Raw genomic sequence first — 18,316 nt, 5'->3', positions numbered from 1 at the left:
CGGGAGGCGCGGCGCGGCCCGAGGGCAAGCGTGCCAAGGGTGCGGGGCGGGCTGGGGGCAAGCGTGCCGAGGGCGCGGACGGCGCGGCGCGGACCGAGGGTCGGATTGAAGGCAAGTGAGCCGTGGGCGCGGGGGGCACGGCGCGGTCCGACCGTAAGCGTGCCGAGGGCGCGAGGAGTGCCGAGGGTGCGGCGCGGGCTGAAGGCAAGCGTGCCGAGGGCGCGGCGTGGGCCGAAGGTCGGACCGAAGGCAAGTGTGCCGAAGGTGCGGGGGGCGCGGGGCGGGCCGAGGGCTGGCGTCAGCGCGGTGGTCGGGGCGTGCGCTGGCGTGAGGGCGGCTGCGGCGTGGGTGGTCGTGGTGTGCATTGGCGTCGGAGTGGTGGAGGCGAGCTTCGGCATCGGCGCGGTTGGGGCGGGTTCGGGTGCCAGCACGGTGGCGGGCTCGGGCGTCGGTGCGGTGGTGGGTTCGGGTCTCCGCGTGGTGGTGGGCTCCGGTGTCAGCGTGGTGGGGTGCTGGGCTGACGGCGTGGTGGTGGGGGGTGCGGGAAGTGGTGGGGCGGTGGGGTGAGGTGGTGGTGGAGGGGTGGGGGGTACGTGGTGGGCGCCGTCCCGGGTGGGCGTGGCGTTCGGCATGTACGGACCCCCATTGTTTGCCCTCGATCAACAACAGCCACGGTAACGTGCCACATCGTGACAAGTGGCGAGGTGCGGGTGGTACGGCGGCAGTGGTGGGCGTGGGCGGTCGTGGTGCTCGTGGTCGCGGCGGCCGCGGCGCCCCTGGTGGTCATGTGGCTCACCAATCCGGACGACCAACGGCTGGTTGACCTGGACGTTTACCGTACCGGGGGCCAGATGCTGCTCGAGGGCCGGCCGGTGTACGACTATTTCACACCCGCCCCGCAGCTGTTGCCGTTCACGTACCCGCCCGTCGCGGCGATGCTGGCCGTGGCGCTGGCCGAGATGTCGTGGGGGACGGCCCAGTGGGTGTGGACGGCCGGGATATTCGCGGCGCTGGCCGTGACGGTGTGGCTGTCGTTCAGGCAGGCGCTCAGGAAGTACGTGCCCTGGGCGTTCGCGGCGCTCATGGTGGCCTGCGTGTATCTGATGCCGATCAGGGACCAGGTGCGGTTCGGGCAGGTGGACATCCTGCTGGTGGCGTTGTGCCTGGCCGACTGCGTGGTCAAGCGGCCATGGTGGCCGCGGGGGTTCCTGATCGGGCTGGCCACGGCCGTGAAGCTCACACCGGGCGTCTTCCTGATCTATCTGCTCATCACGCGGCAGTGGCGGACGTTCTTCATGGCGGCGTTCACGACGGCGGTGCTCACGCTGCTGCCGTTCGCGGTGATCCCGCGGGACGCGTTCCAGTTCTGGTTCTCGGCGCTGCTCGACCCCAACCGCCTCGGCGCGAACGCGGCCACCACGAACCAGTCGATCCGCGGCATGCTGATCCGGCTCTACCTGCCCGAGACGGCGACGTCCGCGATCTGGCTGGTGATCGTGGCCGTGGTGGCGTGGTACGGGTTCCGCGGCGCGCGGGACGCGTACAAAGCCAACGACCAGCTCACCGCGGTCGCCCTCGTCGGGCTGATGGCCGTGCTGCTCTCGCCCGTCGCCTGGATCCACCACCTCGCCTGGGTGGTCGTGGTGCTCGGCGCGATCGTGGGCGACGGGCGCGATCCGGTCAGGCTGCGGGTGGCGGCGGGGGTGTGGCTCTATTACGTGGTGCCGATCCCCTGGTGGGGCGTCTCGTTGAAGGCGGCCGAAATCCCGGGGGTCAGCCCGGTGCTGGGGAAGATCGTCCAGAACGGGTACGGGCTGGGGGCGCTGGTGCTCGTGTGGTTGTTGGTGGCCTGGTTGCCGAAACGGCGTCAGATCGCATGACGGAACCATTACCCTCTGTGCCGTGCTCGTTACCACATGGGTCGTCGTGGGTGTCGTCGCCGGGGTCAGCGGCGTATTCATCGGGTATCTGTCGCTCCGCCAGGCCAGGGCGGCGGTGGAGGACTGCCAGCGGATGCTCTCCCGCCAGACCAGCGAGGGCATGGGCGATCTCAGGGCCATCAGGGACGTGGCCGTCTGCCGGTACGACGCGCTCTCCGAGATGACGGGAAGGCTGTCGTTCTCGGTGGCGATGATCAACGGGCTGGGCGACGGCATCGTGCTGACCTCGATCAACGGGCGCAGCGAGACCCGTACGTACGTGCGGCCCGTGGTGGGCGGGAAAGGGCGCGAGCCGCTGTCGCCAGAAGAGGAGGAGGCGGTGCGCGCGGCCAGGCTCGGGCTCGGGCCGATGATCCTCTCCCGGGCCTCGGGACCGCTGTAGCGCGGGCGCGTCCCTGGGCGAAAGGGGCGCGGTGGCGTCCACCTGCGGATACTCTGGATGCATGCCCAGACTCGCCTATCTCGGACCGGAAGGCACCTTCACCGAAGAGGCCCTGCGGCTCCTCGACCCGACGGCCGAGCGCCTGCCCTGCGCCACCGTGCCCGCCGCGCTCAACGCCGCCCGCAGCGGCGAGGCCGACGGCGCCGTCGTGCCGCTCGAAAACTCCATCGAGGGCGCGATCACCACGACGCTCGACGAGTTCGCGTGGGGCGAGCCGCTGCTGATCACGGCCGAGCTGCTGCTGCCGGTGCAGTTCTCGCTGCTGGCCCGGCCCGGCACCGAGATCCCCCACATCAAGCGGGTCTACACGCATCCCGCGGCCATCACCCAGTGCCGCGCCTTCATCGCACGTGAGCTGCCCGACGCCGTCGTGGTGGCCGCGCCGTCGACCGCGGCGGCGGCCCAGGAGGTCTCGCTGCCCGGCTCGCCGTACGACGCCGCCATCGCCGCCCGCATCGCCGGCGAGCACTACGGGCTGGTGGAGCTGGCCACCGACATCGGCGACAGGTCCGACACGGTGACCAGGTTCGTACGGGTGAGCCGCCCCGGCGGCCCGCTGCCCGAGCCGACCGGCTCCGACCGCACCACGCTGGTGGTCTTCCTCGCCGACGACCACCCGGGCGCGCTGCTGGAGATGCTGACGGAGTTCTCGGTGCGCGGGGTCAACCTGACGCGCATCGAGTCGCGGCCGACCGGTGACGGCATCGGGCGCTATTTCTTCCACTTCGACTTCGAGGGGCACGTGGCCGACGCGCGGGTCGGGGAGGCCATCTCCGGGCTCCACCGCGTCTGCGGCGAGGTGCGGTTCCTGGGCAGCTACCCGCGCGCCGACGGGATCGCGCCGCAGATCAAGCGGGGCACCTCCGACTCCGAGTTCGCCGAGGCGGGCGACTGGCTCGCACGCGTCCGGGCGGGCCAGGTCTGAGGCGACGGCCGATCGTGTCCGCGTGTACGCGGTAATACGGGGGCGGGCTGCTGCCGCGCGCCGGTAGCCTTTGGCTTGTGATTGACCTGCGTACCCTTCGTGAGGATCCCGACCGGCTACGGGCGTCGCAGCGTGCCCGCGGTGAGGACGACTCCGTCGTCGACACGCTGCTCGACCTGGACGAGCGCCGCCGATCCGCGCTGACCTCGTTCGAGTCTCTGCGCGCCGAGCAGAAGAGCATGGGCAAGTCGGTCTCCAAGGCGCAGGGCGAGGAGAAGGCCGCGCTGCTCCAGCGGGCCAAGGACCTCGCGAGCCAGGTCAAGGCCGCCGAGGCCGAGGCGGAGAAGCTGACGGGCGAGCTCGACGACGTCGTTCAGACGGTGCCCAACATCGTCGAGGCAGGCGCGCCGGAGGGCGGCGAGGACGACTACGTGGTCCTCGAGACGTCCGGCGAGCCGCGCCAGTTCGACTTCGAGCCCAAGGACCATCTGGAGCTCGGCGAGGCGCTCGGCGCCATCGACATGGAGCGGGGCGCCAAGGTGTCCGGCTCGCGCTTCTTCTTCCTCAAGGGCGTCGGCGCCCGCCTGCAGCTCGGCCTGCTCAACATGGCCATGCAGCAGGCCATCGAGGCCGGGTTCACCCCGATGATCACGCCGGTGCTCGTCAAGCCGGAGACCATGCAGGGCACCGGCTTCCACGTGGCCCACGACAAGGAGATCTACCGCCTCCCCGAGGACGACCTCTACCTCGTCGGCACCTCGGAGGTCGCGCTGGCCGGATACCACGCCCAGGAGATCCTCGACGGCGGCGACCTGCCGCTGCGCTACGCGGGCTGGTCGTCGTGCTTCCGCCGCGAGGCCGGCTCGTACGGCAAGGACACCAGGGGCATCATCCGGGTCCACCAGTTCGACAAGGTCGAGATGTTCTCGTACGTGCGTCCCGAGGACGCCCACGAGGAGCACCTGCGCCTGCTCGCCTGGGAGAAGGAGATGTTGGCCAAGATCGAGGTCCCCTACCGGATCATCGACACGGCGGCGGGAGACCTCGGCATGTCGGCCGCCCGCAAGTTCGACTGCGAGGCGTGGATCCCGACCCAGGGCCGTTACCGCGAGCTGACCTCGACCTCCAACTGCACGGAGTTCCAGGCCCGCCGGCTCGCCGTCCGCTACCGCGACAAGGACGGCAAGCCGCAGCACCTGGCCACGCTCAACGGCACGCTCGCCACGACCCGGTGGATCGTGGCGATCCTGGAGAACCACCAGCAGGCCGACGGCTCCGTGGTGGTTCCCAAGGCGCTGCGGCCCTACGTGGGCCTCGACGTGCTGGAGCCGTCCAAGTAGGCGCGGCGGGCGTCGTGCCTGATGAGTGCGGCGCCCCCGAGCACCACCAGGGCGGTCAGCAGCGCGGCCAGGGCGACGGCGACCCCGTACGAGTCCGGGGTGCCGTGCGACCAGCCGTAGAAGGGCGTGTAGACGCACAGGTACACGAGCGGCGCGGCCAGCACCCCGACGGCGGCGGGCATGGGCCGCGCCCGGCCGGCCCCGGCCAGCGCGAGGCACGCGACGGCGCTCACCAGGACGGTGATCATGCCGAGGAGCATCAGCACCGGCTCGAACCCCGTGGACCAGCCGGTGAGCACGGCGAACACGCCCAGTGACGCGACCGCCGCGGAGCCCAGGTAGGCGCCGCTGAGCCGGCGCAGCCCCGCCCCGGCGCCGCCGAACAGCATGCACGCGGCCAGGAAGATCGCCACGTTGCTCTCCGGTGACAGGTCCACCGACCCGTACCCAGGCGAACTGGGCCAGCCCACGCGCCGCCACGCACCGGACACGTCGCGGACCAGGATGCCGTCCAGGCCGTTCGCGACGACCACGACGTGCCCGCCCGGGCGGGCCTGCACGGCCAGCGCCATCGAGTATCGGTCGGTCCCGTACTGATACCGCCGGGCGAACCGCTCGCGGTCGTCACCGGTAAGAGCCCACGACGGGCCCCAGGTCTTGCCGCCGTCGTCGGACTGCTCGACGGCCATCCGGTTGGGCACCACCCGGTAGCACCGCGTCGCCTGCATGGGGACGCAGGCGGCGCTCTGCAGCGGCCTGTTCTCCTCCTTCGGGCCTGGGTCGTCCGACCAGGTGACCCCGCCGTCCTCGGAGATCTGAGAGGCGTCGTCCCGTACGTGGACGATGATCCGGTCCCCGTCCACCCTGACCGAGTCGGCGGTGGGCGTGGGCGCGGCCGATGTGGCTGCCACGGCGAGCACGGCCAATGGCATGGTGACCGTCACGCGCCAGCGCGTGGAGTCCGACTCCAGGCTGCGGCGGCGTATCCACCAGGCCAGGGCGAGCGCGGGCAGGGCGAGGAGGTCCGTGGGATCGGCCAGGACGCGCGATGGGCCCGCCACGAGGGTCCAGGCATGGGAGGCCAGCTCGGCGCCCGTCTCCGTGGCCTTCACGAGCGTGAAGAGCACCCCGGTCAGTACGGTGGCCGCCAGGTCGGCCCGCCGCCAGAAGAGCAGGGCCACCAGCGCGGGGGCGACGACCAGTCCCGCGACGTCACTGAGCTTGCCCGTGACGAACCCGGGCCAGGCCTGTTTGAGCAGGTGGTCGTTGATCAAGAGCACGAACACCCCGGCAACGGTCACGGGGTGACATAACCAGGCGTACCTCATGTAGGGGTGGATGGCCGCGAACCCCAGAAGGTTCGCGGCCGTGACCAACCCGGAACAAGCAAAAGACCGAGGCCCGCTGGAAGCGAACCCCGGCCTGTCTCGCTGCTACAAGGTCAGATGGCGCGGACCTGGGAGGCCTGCGGGCCCTTCTGCCCCTGCGTGATCTCGAACTCGACGCGCTGGCCGTCTTCAAGGCTGCGGTAGCCACTGCCTTGAATCTCGGAGAAGTGCACGAACACGTCCGGCGCACCGCCGTCCGGGGCGATGAAGCCGAAGCCCTTCTCGGCGTTGAACCACTTGACGGTTCCCTGAGCCATAAAAGCTCTCCCTCAGGATGTGAATCTATGGGACCCACACCTCGTGGGTCCCGGTGTGTCGTACAGCAAGCACCCGGGGTGGCTCAGACAAAGTCATGCTGGTTTTCACTACGGGATCAGCTAATACAACGCCATCACATCTAACACCATTCTGGCGCGTTGGTGTTCCCGTACCAACGAAGATTTCTGTCAGACGGCATCACCGGGCAAACTGGAACCTGTTATGCAGAGCCTTCCCACACCCCGCCTTGTGGCCACCGACCTCGACGGCACCGCGTTGCGTAGTGACGGAACCGTGTCTCCCCGCACGCTGGCAGCCTTCGGCAAAGTCGAGGAATCCGGCGCCGTGCTCGTGTTCGTGACGGGGCGCCCGCCCCGGTGGATGGGCGGGGTCGCGGGTGCTGTACGTCACCGTGGACTCGCTATCTGTGCGAACGGAGCACTGATCTACGACCTCCATACCGAACAGATAGTGGAATCTCACCTCATCGCGGTCGATGTACTCCAGGAAGTCGTGGATCAGCTAAGAGCGAACGTGTCCGATCTCGCATTTTCGGTCGAGTATGAAGCGGGTTTTGCGCATGAGTCGGAATTCCTCCTGGGCGGCTTGGACAGGGGGGCCCTAACGGCACGCGTCGACTCCGTGACCGCACGTCCATGCGCCAAGCTCCTCGCCCTCCACCCCGGGATGGACGCGGACGCGCTGCAGGCCACCGTGGAGGGGCTGGTGGGGCATCTGGTGACCGCGACCCACTCCAGCCGCCGGGGCCTGATCGAGATGAGCGCACAGGGTGTGACGAAGGCCACGGCGCTGGCGGCGCTCGCCGGGCAGCACGAGATCAAGCCGGCCGAGGTGCTCGCGTTCGGTGACATGCCGAACGACCTGCCCATGCTGAGCTGGGCAGGCACGTCGTACGCGGTCGCCAACGCGCACCCGGACGTGCTCGCGGCGGTCGACCACGTGACCGCGGCGAACGACGACGACGGCGTCGCTCAGGTGATCGAGCGGTTCTACGGATAGCCGCGGCCGGCGGCCATCCGTAGCAGGCGCCCGCGCCGTTACAGGTAGGGGCCGGAACCGCCGGGCGGCCGGTGCTGGTCGTCACCCTGCGGCACGCCGGGCAGCGCCCTGCGCATCTGCTCCAACTGGGCACGGGCGGCCATCTGCTGCGCGAACAGCGTGGTCTGGATGCCGTGGAACAACCCTTCGAGCCAGCCGACCAACTGGGCGTGCGCGATGCGCAGCTCGGCCTCGCTCGGCGGCGCGCCGTTCTCCTCCGTGAAGGGGAGGGACAGCCGCTCCAGCTCATCGACCAGCTCGGGGGCCAGGCCGTCCTCGAGCTCCTTGATGGAGGACGCGTGGATGTCCTTCAGCCGCTTGCGGCTGGCCTCGTCGAGAGGTGCGGCCCTGACCTCGTCGAGGAGCTGCCGGATCATGCTGCCGATGCGCATCACCTTGGCGGGCTGCTCGACCAGGTTGGTGACCGAACGATCCTCTTCGCCGTTATCGCCCTGACCTTGGAAGTCAGGACCCACCACCACGATGTGAGGGGTGTTGTTGTCCTCAGCACTCATAACACTCACCGTACTAGCAGGATCTTGCCGACGTGCTCCCCCGAATCCAACATTCGGTGGGCTTCGGCGGCGTCCGACATCGGCAGTTTCGCGTGCACCACAGGACGCACGGCCCCGGCGCCGACCAGGGGCCAGACGTTGTCCACAACACTACGGACAATTGCCCCCTTCTCGTCCACCGGGCGTGAGCGGAGCGCCGTGGCGTGCACCGAGGCCCGCTTGGCGAGCAGGGCCCCCAGGTCGAGCTCGCCCTTGAGGCCGCCCTGCAGCCCGATGACCACCAGCCGGCCGCCGGTGCGGAGCGCCCGGACGTTTCCTGCCAGGTATTTGGCGCCCATGATGTCGAGGATGACGTCCGCCTGAACCTTGTCGGCGAAGTCTTCCTCGCGGTAGTTGACGACCTCGTCCGCGCCCAGCTCCCTGACCCGCTCGCCCTTGGCCGCCGAGCCGACGGTCGCGGCGACCCGCGAGCCGAGCGCCTTGGCGAGCTGCACGGCGAACGTGCCGATCCCGCTGGCCCCGCCGTGCACCAGCAGCGTCTCGCCCCTGCGCAGCCGCCCGATCATGAACACGTTGGACCACACCGTGCACGCCACCTCCGGCAGGCCCGCGGCCTCCACCAGCGGCACGCCGTCCGGCACCGGCATGACCTGTTGCCACGGGGCCGCTACGCGCTCAGCGTAACCACCGCCCGCGAGCAGCGCGCACACCTCGTCGCCCGGCTTGAACTGCTCGACGTCCGCGCCGACCTCGGCCACCACGCCGGAGACCTCCAGCCCCGGGTACGGCGACGCGCCGGGCGGAGGCGCGTAGAACCCCTGTCGCTGCAGGACATCGGCCCTGTTGACCGCCGAGGCGGTCACGTCGATGAGGACGTCTCCCCGCTCGACCCGTGGATCCGGCACCTCACGCCACTGAAGCACCTCTGGTCCGCCCGGCTCGACGATCTCAATGGCTCGCATGCGAACTACGGTAGCCGGGCAAAGAAGTTGTGGGTTGCCGAGCTGTGGGGTTGCCCGTGGCGTTAATCTGCAAGGTATTTGCTGCCCCTTTAGACCCACCCGAGGGGGAACACGGTGGCAAGACACGATCGAGAGGAATCGCTCGAGGAGCAGCTGGCGTGGCTCGACGCGATCAAGGAGACGGAGGAGGCCCCCGTCTCTGTGAGCGCGCCGACAGCAGCTGCCGACGAGTCGGTCGCCTCGCCGTACCCCCAGGACCCGTGGCGGATGGTCCCCACGCAGCCCGACACGCCGACGCCGCCGCTGTTCCGCGCGGCCGTCGACTCCGTGTACGGCGCCGCGGCGGCCGAGGACCTGCCCGACGGTGAGATGGAGGCCGCCGAGTGGCTCGGCACGGCCAGCACGGCCACGAAGCCTCCTGCGTCCCCGCCGAGCTCGCTGGGCGGCGACGACCCGTTCCACGCTCCGTTGAAGCCGCTGCCGCGGCCCGACGACACCGACACGTACTCGCTGTCGTTCGCCGCGTCCGAGACGCCGGAGCAGGAGACGCAGGACTGGACGTCCGTGCCCGAGTGGGCGCGCGCCCCTGAGCCGCCCCGCGAGGAGCAGGAGAAGGAGACCGCCCGCGCGGCGGCCGAGCCCGCCGCGGACAAGACGGACAAGACGGACAAGGCGGAGCGGGCGGAGGAGCCCGAGAAGAAGGACGACGAGGTCGCGGCCGAGACCTCGCCGAAGAACGAGCGCCCGAAGTGGTCGGAGCCGACGGACACCCTCCCGACGATCCAGCCGCCCAAGTGGTCTGAGCCGGCCGCCGCGCAGGAGGCCGAGCCGACCGAGGTCGAGGAGCGGCCCCTGTGGCCGACGGGCGAGCGCGCCGAGCCCTTGTGGCCGAAGAAGGAGGAGGAGCGGCAGGAGCCGTCGTGGGCCAAGGACGAGCAGCCAGAGCTGTCGTGGGCCAAGGACGCTGAGCCGTCATGGTCGAAGGTCGAGCCCGCGGAGCCTGAGGAGCGGCGCGAGGAGCAGCGGCCTTCGTGGACGGAGCCGACGCAGCAGGAGCGCCCCTCGTGGTCGGAGCCGGCCCAGCAGGAGCGCTCTTCGTGGTCGGAGCCGGCCCGGCAGGAGGAGCCGCCACGGCAGGAGCCGCCACGGCAGGAGCCGCCACGGCAGGAACGGCAGGAGTCGCCACAGCCGGAGCCGCCACAGCAGCAGGAGCGCCCGCAGTGGACCGAGCAGCACGAATGGCGCCCCGCGGAGCGCGAGATCCCGCCGCCCGCGGAGCGGCGTCGCCGCCCTGCCCCGATCCCCGTGTTCACCGCCCCGCCCAGGCCGCCGATCACCGGCCGCCCGACCGCCGACAGCCTCGACCCGGAGTCCCTGCTACGCGGACGGCGTAACGCCCCCTCCAAGGGCTGGCGCCGCCTGATCTACAAGGCGTCGGGAGGCTGGATCAAGCCGGGCGAGCCCCCGGAGGTCCGCCGCCGCCGTGAGCTGGTGAGCAGGAGCCGCACCCCGGTCACCGCCGGTCACCACCGCGTGGCCGTGCTGAGCCTGAAGGGCGGTGTGGGCAAGACCACGACCACGGTCGGCCTCGGCGCCACCCTGGCCCAGGTCCGCGGCGACCGGGTCATCGCCATCGACGCCAACCCCGACAGGGGCACCCTGTCCGACAAGCTCGTCCTGGAGACCTCGGCCACCGTGCGCGACCTGCTCAACGAGCGCGACCAGGTCAAGCGCTACGTGGACATCAGGGCGTTCACGTCGCAGGCGCCCTCGCGGCTGGAGGTGCTCGCCTCCGACCGCGACCCGTCGGTGTCCGAGGCGTTCAGCGGCGCCGACTACCAGGCCGTCTCCCAGGTGCTGGAGAACTTCTACTCGATCTGCATCACCGACTGCGGCACGGGCCTGCTCCACTCCGCGATGGGCGGCGTGCTCGGGCTGGCCGACCAGATCGTGCTGGTCAGCTCCCCGTCCGTGGACGGCGCCAGGGCGGCCTCCGCGACGCTCGACTGGCTGGAGGCGCACCACTACGGCGACCTGGTGAAGAACGCGACCGTGGTGCTGTGCAGCGTGCGGCCGCGTTCGAAGTCGGCGGTGGACATCAAGAAGCTAGAGGCACACTTCGCCGCCAGGTGCCGCGCGGTGATCCGGGTGCCGTACGACCCGCATCTGGAGGAGGGCGCGGAGATCGACCTCGACCGGCTGCAGGAGCCGACCAGGGACGCCTATCTTCAGCTGGCCGCGTGTGTGGGCGACGGGTTCGCCGGCAGCCGCGAGTGAGCGGAGGGTGTGGGATTCGAACCCACGAGGCCATCGCTGACCTGGCCGCTTTCAAGGCGGCTGCACTCGTCCACTATGCGAACCCTCCTGTGCGGAAACCACGATAGCGGCTGCGGTGACAGCGGTGTACGTTCAGGAGGTGGCGGATCTCAACGTCGAGGTGGAGCGCGGTGGGTCGGCAGCGCTCGTCCGCCTCGACGGTGATCTCGACAAGCTCACCGCGCCGCAGCTCAAGGAGTGCCTGGGCAGACTGCTCGCCGAAGGGCTCGTGCGGGTCGACATCGACGCGGGGGAGCTGGAGTTCTGCGACTCCAGCGGCCTGTGGGTGCTCGTGGAGCACCAGCGCCGCGTTTCCGCCCAAGCCGGTACGTTACGCCTGGTCGGGGTGCATGGCGTGCTTCAGCGCGTGCTCGACGTGACGGGCCTGAAGGCCGCCTTCGACGCCGTGCTCGGCGCGGAGCGGTAAGGGCTCGGCGCGGAGAGGTAAGGAGAGGTCACCGGGGGAGCTGCGAGAGCAGCCATTTCGGGCCCACGGTTTCGGCGCCCAGCTCGTGGACGCGTTCCTTCAGCGCCCGGTCCGCGGTGACGACGAGCACGCGTTCCCACGGCTTGGCCCGGCGCACCACGTCGACGATCGCGTCGTCGCCGCTGCCGGTGGCCGCGACCACCTGGATCCCCGTCGTCTCCGGCGTGCTCCTGGCGGCGCCCTCCACGACCGCCACGACGCGCGGATACCACTGCGCCAGCACCGGATGCGTGAGCCTGAGCCTCGACACGGCCTCCAGCAGCCGCGTCGCCGCGCCGAGCCGGTCGCGCCACCAGCCGTGCTCGGCCCGCGCGCCCACGATGTTGGCCACGTCGAGCACGAGGGTCTCCGGCCTGATCTCCCCCTGGATCTCGTCCCAGGTGGCGGCGAAGCCGGGATGCAGCTTCCGGTCGGGCACCTGCGGCAGCGGCAGCCAGCGCATCTCGCTGCTCTCGCCGTTGGCGGGTGCGGCGGCCAGCAGCTCGGGCGAGGCGGCGATCACCGTCTCGAACGCCCACCCGCCGTGATCGTCGCGGTAGACGCCCTGCACCCGCAGCCCGTCGCCGGCGAGCGCGGCCTCCTCGCGGGCCTCCCGCAGCGCGGAGGCGACGGCGTCCTCGTGGCTGTCGCGCGCCCCTCCCGGCAGCCCCCAGGTGCCGCCGTGGTGGCTCCACCAGGAGCGCTTCTGCATGAGCACGTACGGGGTGCCGGCCTCGTCATGGTGCACGACGAGCAGCCCGGAGGCGCCGTGCAGCCCCCAATGCCGGTGGCCCTGGGAGCACTCGATCCAGCCGTCGCCGTCCTTAGCCGCCATGGCGGGATTGTCTCAGCCTCCGCCCTTGCTGAAATGCTGCAGGTCCCTGGCCCCTGACCAGTAGCCGCCCCACTCCCAGCCGACCTGACGGAAGGCCTTTACTACCTTGTCACCCGGATTTATTACTCCCTTTCCCTTCATGGGGCGTTTCGTGAACTTTTTGGATGCTTGGTGCGCTGTGCTACCGCTTGCGGTGACATAAGGGTTCTGGATGGGATTGACGTCTATCGCCTGACCGTACGCATGCTTGGACCAATGCGTGGATCCGGTCGCTTGGCGGCAATTGAAGGCCGAGGTGTTGTTGGCCTCGATGGAGTCGAAGTCGTCGCCCTTGTATGCGTCGACCAGCTTCATCCGCTCGATCGGCCAGCGCCAGCCGTACAGTTTCTTGAAGACCGTCACGATGTCGCCGGTGACCGCCTTGTTCACCACCAGCTGACCGGTGTGCGGCTTGTCGTCGAAGCCCCAGTACGTCATCGTGACCAGCCGCAGGTCGCGGTAGTGGACCGGGCAGCCCGCCCGCCACGAGTACGGCAGCTGCTCGCGGGAGAGCTGTGAGATCTTGGCGCTGAAGGCCGGCGGGGCGGCCGAGCCGGGCGCGCCCGTGGTGGGTGACGGCGAGTCGAGGCTCTCGAATGCGGGAGCGGTCTCCTTGGGGATGGAACCCGTGGCGGCAGGCTTGCCCGTCCCGCACGAAACGGACGCGAGCACCACGAACGCCATGGCGGCAGCACGTTTCATCTCGCCACCATATGCGACGTCCGACCAGCTCAAGGCACTATCAGCACAGTACGCCGGGCCCGTTTCGCCAGCCCGACCGCCACCGAGCCGTGCCAGGAGGAACGCGAGCGGCCCACCACGATGGCGTCGGCCATGTATGAGCTGGCCAGCGTCTCGAGCTCGCGGGCCGCGTCACCGCGAACGCTGACGAACTGCCACGGGACGCCCGCGCCCCGAAGCTCGTCGCGCAGGTCCTCGGTCAGGTCGGCCGCCGCGTCGGGGATGATCGGCGAGCCGGCGAAGAACCACAGCGCGGCGCTGTTGAGCGATTCCACGAAGGCGATGAGCAGCGCCGCGTTGTCCCGCCGGGCGAGCCCGGCCGCGTACGCGAGCGCGTTGCGGCTCGGGCCCGATCCGTCGAAGCCCACCACGAGCAGGCCGGCGCCGTCCTTGCCGATCTCGAACTGCCCGTCCGGGAGCCTGCCGGTCAGTGGCTCCCGTCCGGGGTCTGTGTCACCGCCGAACACGGCACTTCTCGCGGTTAGACGTTGGAGTGCTTGCCGCGGCCGGCCAGCTCGCGCAGGGCGTCGGCCGCGTAGATCACCAGGGACACGAACGAGATCGCGGCGATCGAGCCGCCGAGCCACAGATCGTTCACCGTCGCGTCGACGTAGGCCGCGCCCCTCGCCTGGTAGCCGACCGCGAACGGCGCGGCGACCAGCCACAGGCCACCGAGGAACAGCAGGACGAGGGCGGAGACGCCCAGCTTGGCCTTCATCGGTTGTCCTCCACTCCGACCAGGGGAGCCTTGCCGTTACGGCGGTGCTCACCTGAGTTGTTCATGTCCTCGCGCAGCGCCTCGACGAGCGGGGCCAGCAGGCTCGCCAGCTCGGCGGAGGACGCCTGGGGCGCCGCCGGCACGGGCTCCGGCTCCGGCTCGGCCTGCCGCTGCCGGACGACCACGAGACCGCGCACCACGAGCTCCTCGTAGATGGCCAGCGCGAAGCAGATCGCGCCGATGAGCCCCACGACGGCCACGCCGAGGCCCGTGAAGAACTCCGACTGGGTGGCGTTCGTCCAGTCGGCGTCCTCCGGCTGGGTGCCCAGGGCGAAGGGGGCGATCATCTGCCACAGCCCGGCCAGGACGGCCAGGGTGGCCGCGACGGCGCCCACGAACTTGCGAATCACTGTGAGATTCCTCCTGTTACGAGGTCTTTCTGCGGGGGCGCGGCCTGCGCGATGAGGGCTCGCGAGGTCGGCCGCAGCACGTTCTTGGCGACCGACTGGGCCCGCTCGCGTTCCGGTCGGTCGTCCGGCGGCGCCATCTTGGCGACCGCGGTGAGCAGGGCGGACCGCTGGCCGTTGGTCCGCTCGACGCGCTGGGCGATCAGTTCGAGCAGCAGCCCGGCCAGGACCAGGTCGTCCTTGCTCAGCGGCTTCGACTCCGGGGCCGGCGTCGTGGCGCCGCGCAGCGGCAGCTCCTTGAGGAAGATCGTCGCCAGGAACCCGATCAGCGCGATGGGCACGCCAACCAGGAAGACGGTCTCCAGACCCCTGGTGAACGCCTCCAGCACGATGTTCTTGATCGGCGTGGGGAGCTGCTGGATGGCGCTCGGGCTGCCGAGCTTGACGTTCGAGCCGCCGGGCAGCGCGATGTGCGCGGCCCTGAGCATTTCGGCTATCTCGTCCTTGAGGCGGTTCGTCAGGATCGCACCGAACGCCGCCACGCCGACGGCGCCGCCCAGGGAGCGGAAGAACGACACGCCGGACGTGGTCGAGGCCATGTCACGCGGCTCGGAGCCGTTCTGGGCGGCCAGGATGAGCATCTGCATGGACAGGCCGAGCCCGATGCCGAGCACCGCCACGTCGAGGCCGATGAGCCATTCGCTGGAGTCCACGTGCAGCCGGGACAGCAGGAACAGCCCGACCGCCACGACCAGCAGGCCCACGACCGGGAAGATCTTCCACCGGCCGGTCTGGGTGACGATCTTCCCGGAGATCACGCCGGCCAGGAACAGCGCCACCACCATGGGCAGCGTCATCAGACCGGACTCGGTGGGGCTGAGGCCCTTGACGATCTGCAGGTACTGCGGTAGGTAGATCATCGCGCCGAACATCGCCATGCCGACGAACAGCGAGGCGAGGCCGGTGAGCACGAACGTACGGTTGCGGAACAGCCGCGGCGGCAGGATCGGGTTACGCGCGGTCCGCTCCGACAGCACCGCCAGGGCCAGCATCAGCAGGCAGGTCGCCGCCAGGAAGTACGTCCAGACCGAGTTCCACTCGAACTCGACGCCGCCCAGCGTGAGCAGCAGCATGAGCGCGCTCGCGCTCGCCGTGATCGTCGTCGCGCCCCAGATGTCGATCGAGGTGCTCCGCTTGATCTTCGGCAGCTTCAGCACCTTCTGGATCACGATGAAGGACACCAGGGCGAACGGCACCACGACGTAGAAGCACCAGCGCCAGCCGAGCCAGTCGGTGTCCACCAGGAACCCGCCGAGCAGCGGCCCCGCGACGGTGGAGATCCCGAAGACCGCCCCCATGTAGCCGGAGTAACGGCCGCGTTCGCGAGGGGACACGATGTCCCCCAGGATCACCTGCGCGAGTGCCGACAAGCCACCCACACCCAGACCCTGTACGGCCCGCGCCGCGATGAGCTGCCCCATGTTCTGCGACAGACCGGCCACCAGCGAGGCCGCGACGAACAGCCCGAGCGCGCTCTGGAAGAGCAGTTTCCGCCCGAATACGTCGGACAGCTTGCCCCACAACGGCGTGGACACCGTCATGGTCAGCATGGTCGCGGAGGCGACCCATGAGTACTGATCCTGACCGCCCAGCTCACCCACGATCGTCGGCAGCGCCGTGCCCACCACCGAGGTCGAGATCATCGACGTGAGCATGGCGAGCATGAGCCCGGACATGACCTCGAGGATTTCGCGGTGGGTGTACTGCCGCTTCGCGGGGGCTGCGGCCTGAGCGTGCGCTACCAAGACACCACATCCCCTAACTGCAAGTTTTACGAAAATTGAGTATACGCCTGTTTACTAGCCGCGCGGCAAGTGGGGGTCGGTTGAGTAGAGTGCGGGTGTGGATGCTCAGGTGTCTGAGGTCAGGCCGCGCGACCGCGAGGCCACTCGCGAGCGGATCCTCCGCGCGGCCCGCACGCTCTTCGGCGAGCAGGGCTACGAGCGGGTGACCGTACGCATGATCGCCGCCGCCGCGGATGCCAACATCGCGCTGGTCGGCCGCTATTTCGGCTCCAAGGCGGGCCTGTTCGGCGCGGTCCTGGACGGCGAGCCGACGATCAGGGATCTGTTCGAAGGCGACCGCGGGAGCCTGCCGCGGCGGCTGGCTGAATACGCGGCCGAGCGCATGGAGCACCCGCCGGAGAGCCCGATCCTGCGCACCCTCGAACGGTCGGCCGGCGATCCGGAGATCCAGGCCGTGGCCCGCGAGCGCCTGCGCACGGCCCTGCTCGACCCGCTGGAGGAGCAACTCGGCGGAGCGGATGCCCATGCCAGGGCCCGCATGGCCACGGCGGTCTTCCTCGGCATCGGCGCCATGCGCCGCCGCCTCGGCCCAGAGGCGCCCACCCCGGCCGACGTCGACCGGCTGACCGCGGTCTTCGAGTCCTGCCTGCGCTGAAAGTTTCACCCCCCATCACGGGGCTGGCCTGGGGATATGTGGGCGGCAGCGATCGGATGTCTTTGAGCGGGCACTGACGGTTACCTACGATCCGGGTACTAGTGGGAGCGCTCCCACATACCGGACGGAGTGAATTTCATGTCTCGCAGAAGGCCCGTCCTGGCGGTGCTCCTCTCGGCGGCCGCCATGGCCGCGGCGGGGGCCGTCGTCCTCTCCTCGTCCACCGCCGAGGCCGCCGACTCCGCTTTCTACGTGGATCCGCAGACGAACGCGGCCAAATGGGTCGCCGCGAACCCGAACGACAGTCGCACCCCGGTGATCAGGGACCGCATCGCGGCCGTGCCCCAGGGCCGGTGGTTCGCCACGTACAACCCGGCCACCGTGCGCGGCCAGGTTGACGCGTACGTCGGCGCCGCCGCGTCGGCGGGCAAGATCCCGATCGTCGTCGTGTACGACATGCCGAACCGCGACTGCGGCGGCGCGAGCGCGGGCGGCGCGCCGGACCACGCGTCCTACCGGGCGTGGATCGACCAGATCGCGGCCGGTCTCGGCGGCCGGCCCGCCACGATCGTGCTGGAGCCGGACGCGCTGGCGATCATGTCGAACTGCATGAACGCCTCGCAGCAGGCCGAGGTCAAGGCGTCCATGGCGTACGCCGGGAAGAAATTCAAGGCGACGTCGTCGCAGGTCAAGGTCTATTTCGACATCGGGCACGACGCCTGGCTGGGCGCCTCGGAGGCCGCGTCCAGGCTGACCGGCGCGGACGTGGCCAACAGCGCCGACGGTATCGCCGTCAACACCTCCAACTACCGCGCCAGCTCCGGCCTGGTGTCGTACGCGAAGAGCGTCATCGCGGCGACCGGTGTGTCCAGGCTGAAGGCGGTCGTCGACACCAGCCGCAACGGCAACGGGCCGCAGGGTAGCGAGTGGTGCGACCCTGCGGGCCGGGCGACCGGCACCTGGAGCACCACGAACACCGGTGACTCGGCCGTCGACGCCTACCTGTGGGTCAAGCCGCCCGGCGAGGCCGACGGGTGCATCGCGACCGCGGGACAGTTCGTGCCGCAGCGCGCCTACGACCTGGCCGTCGCCGCCCCGCCGCCCACCGTCGGCCCGACCGTCACTCCCACCGTCACCCCCACGGTCACGCCCACCGTGACACCGACTGTGACGCCGACCACGGGCCCCGCGGGCTGCGCGGCGACGTACAAGATCACGAGTCAGTGGACGGGCAGCTTCCAGGGTGAGGTCACCGTGAAGAACACGGGCTCGTCCGGGATCGCCGGCTGGAAGGTCGGCTGGACGTTCCCGAACGGGCAGACGATCACGCAGCTCTGGAACGGTAACCTCTCGGGCAGCGGCACCGTCACCGTCACGAACCTCAACTGGAACGGCGCCCTCGGAGCCGGGGCGAGCACCACGTTCGGCTTCGTCGCCAACTGGAACGGCCAGAACGGCGTCCCGTCACCGGTGACCTGTACGGCCTCGTGAGACCCGATGGGCCC

19 protein-coding genes and 1 tRNA gene are annotated in these 18,316 nt (G+C 70.1%); 9 read left to right on the top strand and 11 right to left on the bottom strand.

The genetic code is table 11. The features are described 5' to 3' along the window. The first annotated feature begins 689 nt into the window (after nucleotides 1–689). From ABZS69_RS34820 to serS, 4 genes are all read left to right on the top strand, one after another. Nucleotides 690–1,880, top strand: coding sequence for a glycosyltransferase 87 family protein (locus ABZS69_RS34820; protein ID WP_355379633.1), 1,191 nt, complete (start codon nucleotides 690–692; stop codon nucleotides 1,878–1,880). Nucleotides 1,881–1,902: 22 nt separating this feature from the next. After that, entirely contained in the window at nucleotides 1,903–2,322 is a 420-nt protein-coding gene (locus tag ABZS69_RS34815; protein ID WP_355379632.1) for a DUF4446 family protein, read from the top strand. A gap of 61 nt (nucleotides 2,323–2,383) precedes the next feature. Beyond that, nucleotides 2,384–3,307, top strand: a complete 924-nt coding sequence (pheA, locus tag ABZS69_RS34810) for a prephenate dehydratase (RefSeq protein ID WP_355379631.1) — start codon at nucleotides 2,384–2,386, stop codon at nucleotides 3,305–3,307. A gap of 77 nt (nucleotides 3,308–3,384) precedes the next feature. Continuing rightward, entirely contained in the window at nucleotides 3,385–4,647 is a 1,263-nt protein-coding gene (gene serS / locus ABZS69_RS34805; RefSeq protein WP_355379630.1) for a serine--tRNA ligase, read from the top strand. Here serS and ABZS69_RS34800 read toward each other — a convergent pair. Then, the gene (locus tag ABZS69_RS34800; RefSeq protein ID WP_355379629.1) at nucleotides 4,611–5,948 is read right to left on the bottom strand and encodes a hypothetical protein; all 1,338 of its coding nucleotides are present in this window, start codon (nucleotides 5,946–5,948) and stop codon (nucleotides 4,611–4,613) included. The two genes, serS and ABZS69_RS34800, sit on opposite strands and share 37 nt — an antisense overlap. A gap of 140 nt (nucleotides 5,949–6,088) precedes the next feature. Beyond that, on the bottom strand, nucleotides 6,089–6,292 hold the full coding sequence (locus ABZS69_RS34795) for a cold-shock protein (protein ID WP_093173019.1): 204 nt from the start codon (nucleotides 6,290–6,292) through the stop codon (nucleotides 6,089–6,091). Nucleotides 6,293–6,542: 250 nt separating this feature from the next. Here ABZS69_RS34795 and ABZS69_RS34790 point away from each other — a divergent pair, with 250 nt between their 5' ends. Next, a complete protein-coding gene (locus tag ABZS69_RS34790; RefSeq protein ID WP_355379628.1) occupies nucleotides 6,543–7,313 on the top strand; it encodes an HAD family hydrolase in 771 nt (256 codons plus the stop codon). Between the two features lie 38 nt (nucleotides 7,314–7,351). On the opposite strand, the gene ABZS69_RS34785 is transcribed toward ABZS69_RS34790, so the two are convergent. Both ABZS69_RS34785 and ABZS69_RS34780 read right to left on the bottom strand, forming a co-directional pair. Then, a complete protein-coding gene (locus ABZS69_RS34785) occupies nucleotides 7,352–7,867 on the bottom strand; it encodes a bacterial proteasome activator family protein (protein ID WP_355379627.1) in 516 nt (171 codons plus the stop codon). Nucleotides 7,868–7,872: 5 nt separating this feature from the next. After that, a complete protein-coding gene (locus ABZS69_RS34780) occupies nucleotides 7,873–8,829 on the bottom strand; it encodes an NAD(P)H-quinone oxidoreductase (RefSeq protein ID WP_355379626.1) in 957 nt (318 codons plus the stop codon). 114 nt (nucleotides 8,830–8,943) lie between these two features. On the opposite strand from ABZS69_RS34780, the gene ABZS69_RS34775 reads away from it, so the two are divergent. Further along, a complete protein-coding gene (locus tag ABZS69_RS34775) occupies nucleotides 8,944–11,106 on the top strand; it encodes an AAA family ATPase (protein ID WP_355379625.1) in 2,163 nt (720 codons plus the stop codon). Between the two features lies 1 nt (nucleotide 11,107). On the opposite strand, the gene ABZS69_RS34770 is transcribed toward ABZS69_RS34775, so the two are convergent. Continuing rightward, nucleotides 11,108–11,194: transfer RNA gene (locus ABZS69_RS34770), tRNA-Ser, on the bottom strand. A 36-nt stretch (nucleotides 11,195–11,230) separates the two neighbouring features. Here ABZS69_RS34770 and ABZS69_RS34765 point away from each other — a divergent pair. Continuing rightward, nucleotides 11,231–11,572: an STAS domain-containing protein gene (locus tag ABZS69_RS34765; protein ID WP_355379624.1), complete on the top strand. Its 342-nt coding sequence runs from the start codon at nucleotides 11,231–11,233 to the stop codon at nucleotides 11,570–11,572. A 28-nt stretch (nucleotides 11,573–11,600) separates the two neighbouring features. Here the strand turns inward: ABZS69_RS34765 and ABZS69_RS34760 are convergent, their stop codons facing one another. From ABZS69_RS34760 to ABZS69_RS34735, 6 genes are read right to left on the bottom strand one after another with little or no spacing between them, the layout of a single operon-like run. Beyond that, a complete protein-coding gene (locus ABZS69_RS34760) occupies nucleotides 11,601–12,446 on the bottom strand; it encodes an NUDIX domain-containing protein (RefSeq protein WP_355379623.1) in 846 nt (281 codons plus the stop codon). Nucleotides 12,447–12,458: 12 nt separating this feature from the next. Beyond that, on the bottom strand, nucleotides 12,459–13,187 hold the full coding sequence (locus ABZS69_RS34755) for a M15 family metallopeptidase (protein ID WP_355379622.1): 729 nt from the start codon (nucleotides 13,185–13,187) through the stop codon (nucleotides 12,459–12,461). A gap of 29 nt (nucleotides 13,188–13,216) precedes the next feature. Then, entirely contained in the window at nucleotides 13,217–13,693 is a 477-nt protein-coding gene (locus tag ABZS69_RS34750; RefSeq protein WP_355379621.1) for a universal stress protein, read from the bottom strand. Between the two features lie 14 nt (nucleotides 13,694–13,707). Then, on the bottom strand, nucleotides 13,708–13,944 hold the full coding sequence (locus ABZS69_RS34745) for a hypothetical protein (protein ID WP_355379620.1): 237 nt from the start codon (nucleotides 13,942–13,944) through the stop codon (nucleotides 13,708–13,710). Further along, on the bottom strand, nucleotides 13,941–14,354 hold the full coding sequence (locus tag ABZS69_RS34740; protein ID WP_355379619.1) for a hypothetical protein: 414 nt from the start codon (nucleotides 14,352–14,354) through the stop codon (nucleotides 13,941–13,943). Before ABZS69_RS34740 ends, ABZS69_RS34745 begins: the two co-directional genes overlap by 4 nt. Next, nucleotides 14,351–16,156 carry an MDR family MFS transporter gene (locus ABZS69_RS34735; RefSeq protein ID WP_355379618.1) on the bottom strand — a complete coding sequence of 602 codons (1,806 nt, stop codon included), beginning with the start codon at nucleotides 16,154–16,156 and terminating at the stop codon, nucleotides 14,351–14,353. Before ABZS69_RS34735 ends, ABZS69_RS34740 begins: the two co-directional genes overlap by 4 nt. 109 nt (nucleotides 16,157–16,265) lie before the next feature. On the opposite strand from ABZS69_RS34735, the gene ABZS69_RS34730 reads away from it, so the two are divergent. Beyond that, nucleotides 16,266–16,811: a TetR family transcriptional regulator gene (locus tag ABZS69_RS34730; RefSeq protein ID WP_355379617.1), complete on the top strand. Its 546-nt coding sequence runs from the start codon at nucleotides 16,266–16,268 to the stop codon at nucleotides 16,809–16,811. 138 nt (nucleotides 16,812–16,949) lie between these two features. Next, the gene (locus tag ABZS69_RS34725) at nucleotides 16,950–18,302 is read left to right on the top strand and encodes a glycoside hydrolase family 6 protein (RefSeq protein ID WP_355379616.1); all 1,353 of its coding nucleotides are present in this window, start codon (nucleotides 16,950–16,952) and stop codon (nucleotides 18,300–18,302) included. Nucleotides 18,303–18,316: the final 14 nt, after the last annotated feature.

Origin of the sequence: Nonomuraea sp. NPDC005650, from assembly GCF_040605375.1 — a bacterium.
In the GTDB taxonomy this organism is placed as follows: Bacteria; Actinomycetota; Actinomycetes; order Streptosporangiales; family Streptosporangiaceae; genus Nonomuraea.
The sequence above is the reverse complement of the archived record's forward strand: the minus strand, read 5'-3'. Positions and strand labels throughout refer to the sequence as shown.

Excerpts from the sequence above, each read along its gene's own strand:
- pheA (WP_355379631.1), top strand. The coding sequence starts at position 2,384 with ATGCCCAGACTCGCCTATCTCGGACCGGAAGGCACCTTCACCGAAGAG.
- ABZS69_RS34795 (WP_093173019.1), bottom strand. The coding sequence starts at position 6,292 with ATGGCTCAGGGAACCGTCAAGTGGTTCAACGCCGAGAAGGGCTTCGGC.
- ABZS69_RS34785 (WP_355379627.1), bottom strand. The coding sequence starts at position 7,867 with ATGAGTGCTGAGGACAACAACACCCCTCACATCGTGGTGGTGGGTCCT.
- ABZS69_RS34780 (WP_355379626.1), bottom strand. The coding sequence starts at position 8,829 with ATGCGAGCCATTGAGATCGTCGAGCCGGGCGGACCAGAGGTGCTTCAG.
- ABZS69_RS34760 (WP_355379623.1), bottom strand. The coding sequence starts at position 12,446 with ATGGCGGCTAAGGACGGCGACGGCTGGATCGAGTGCTCCCAGGGCCAC.
- ABZS69_RS34755 (WP_355379622.1), bottom strand. The coding sequence starts at position 13,187 with ATGAAACGTGCTGCCGCCATGGCGTTCGTGGTGCTCGCGTCCGTTTCG.
- ABZS69_RS34745 (WP_355379620.1), bottom strand. The coding sequence starts at position 13,944 with ATGAAGGCCAAGCTGGGCGTCTCCGCCCTCGTCCTGCTGTTCCTCGGT.
- ABZS69_RS34725 (WP_355379616.1), top strand. The coding sequence starts at position 16,950 with ATGTCTCGCAGAAGGCCCGTCCTGGCGGTGCTCCTCTCGGCGGCCGCC.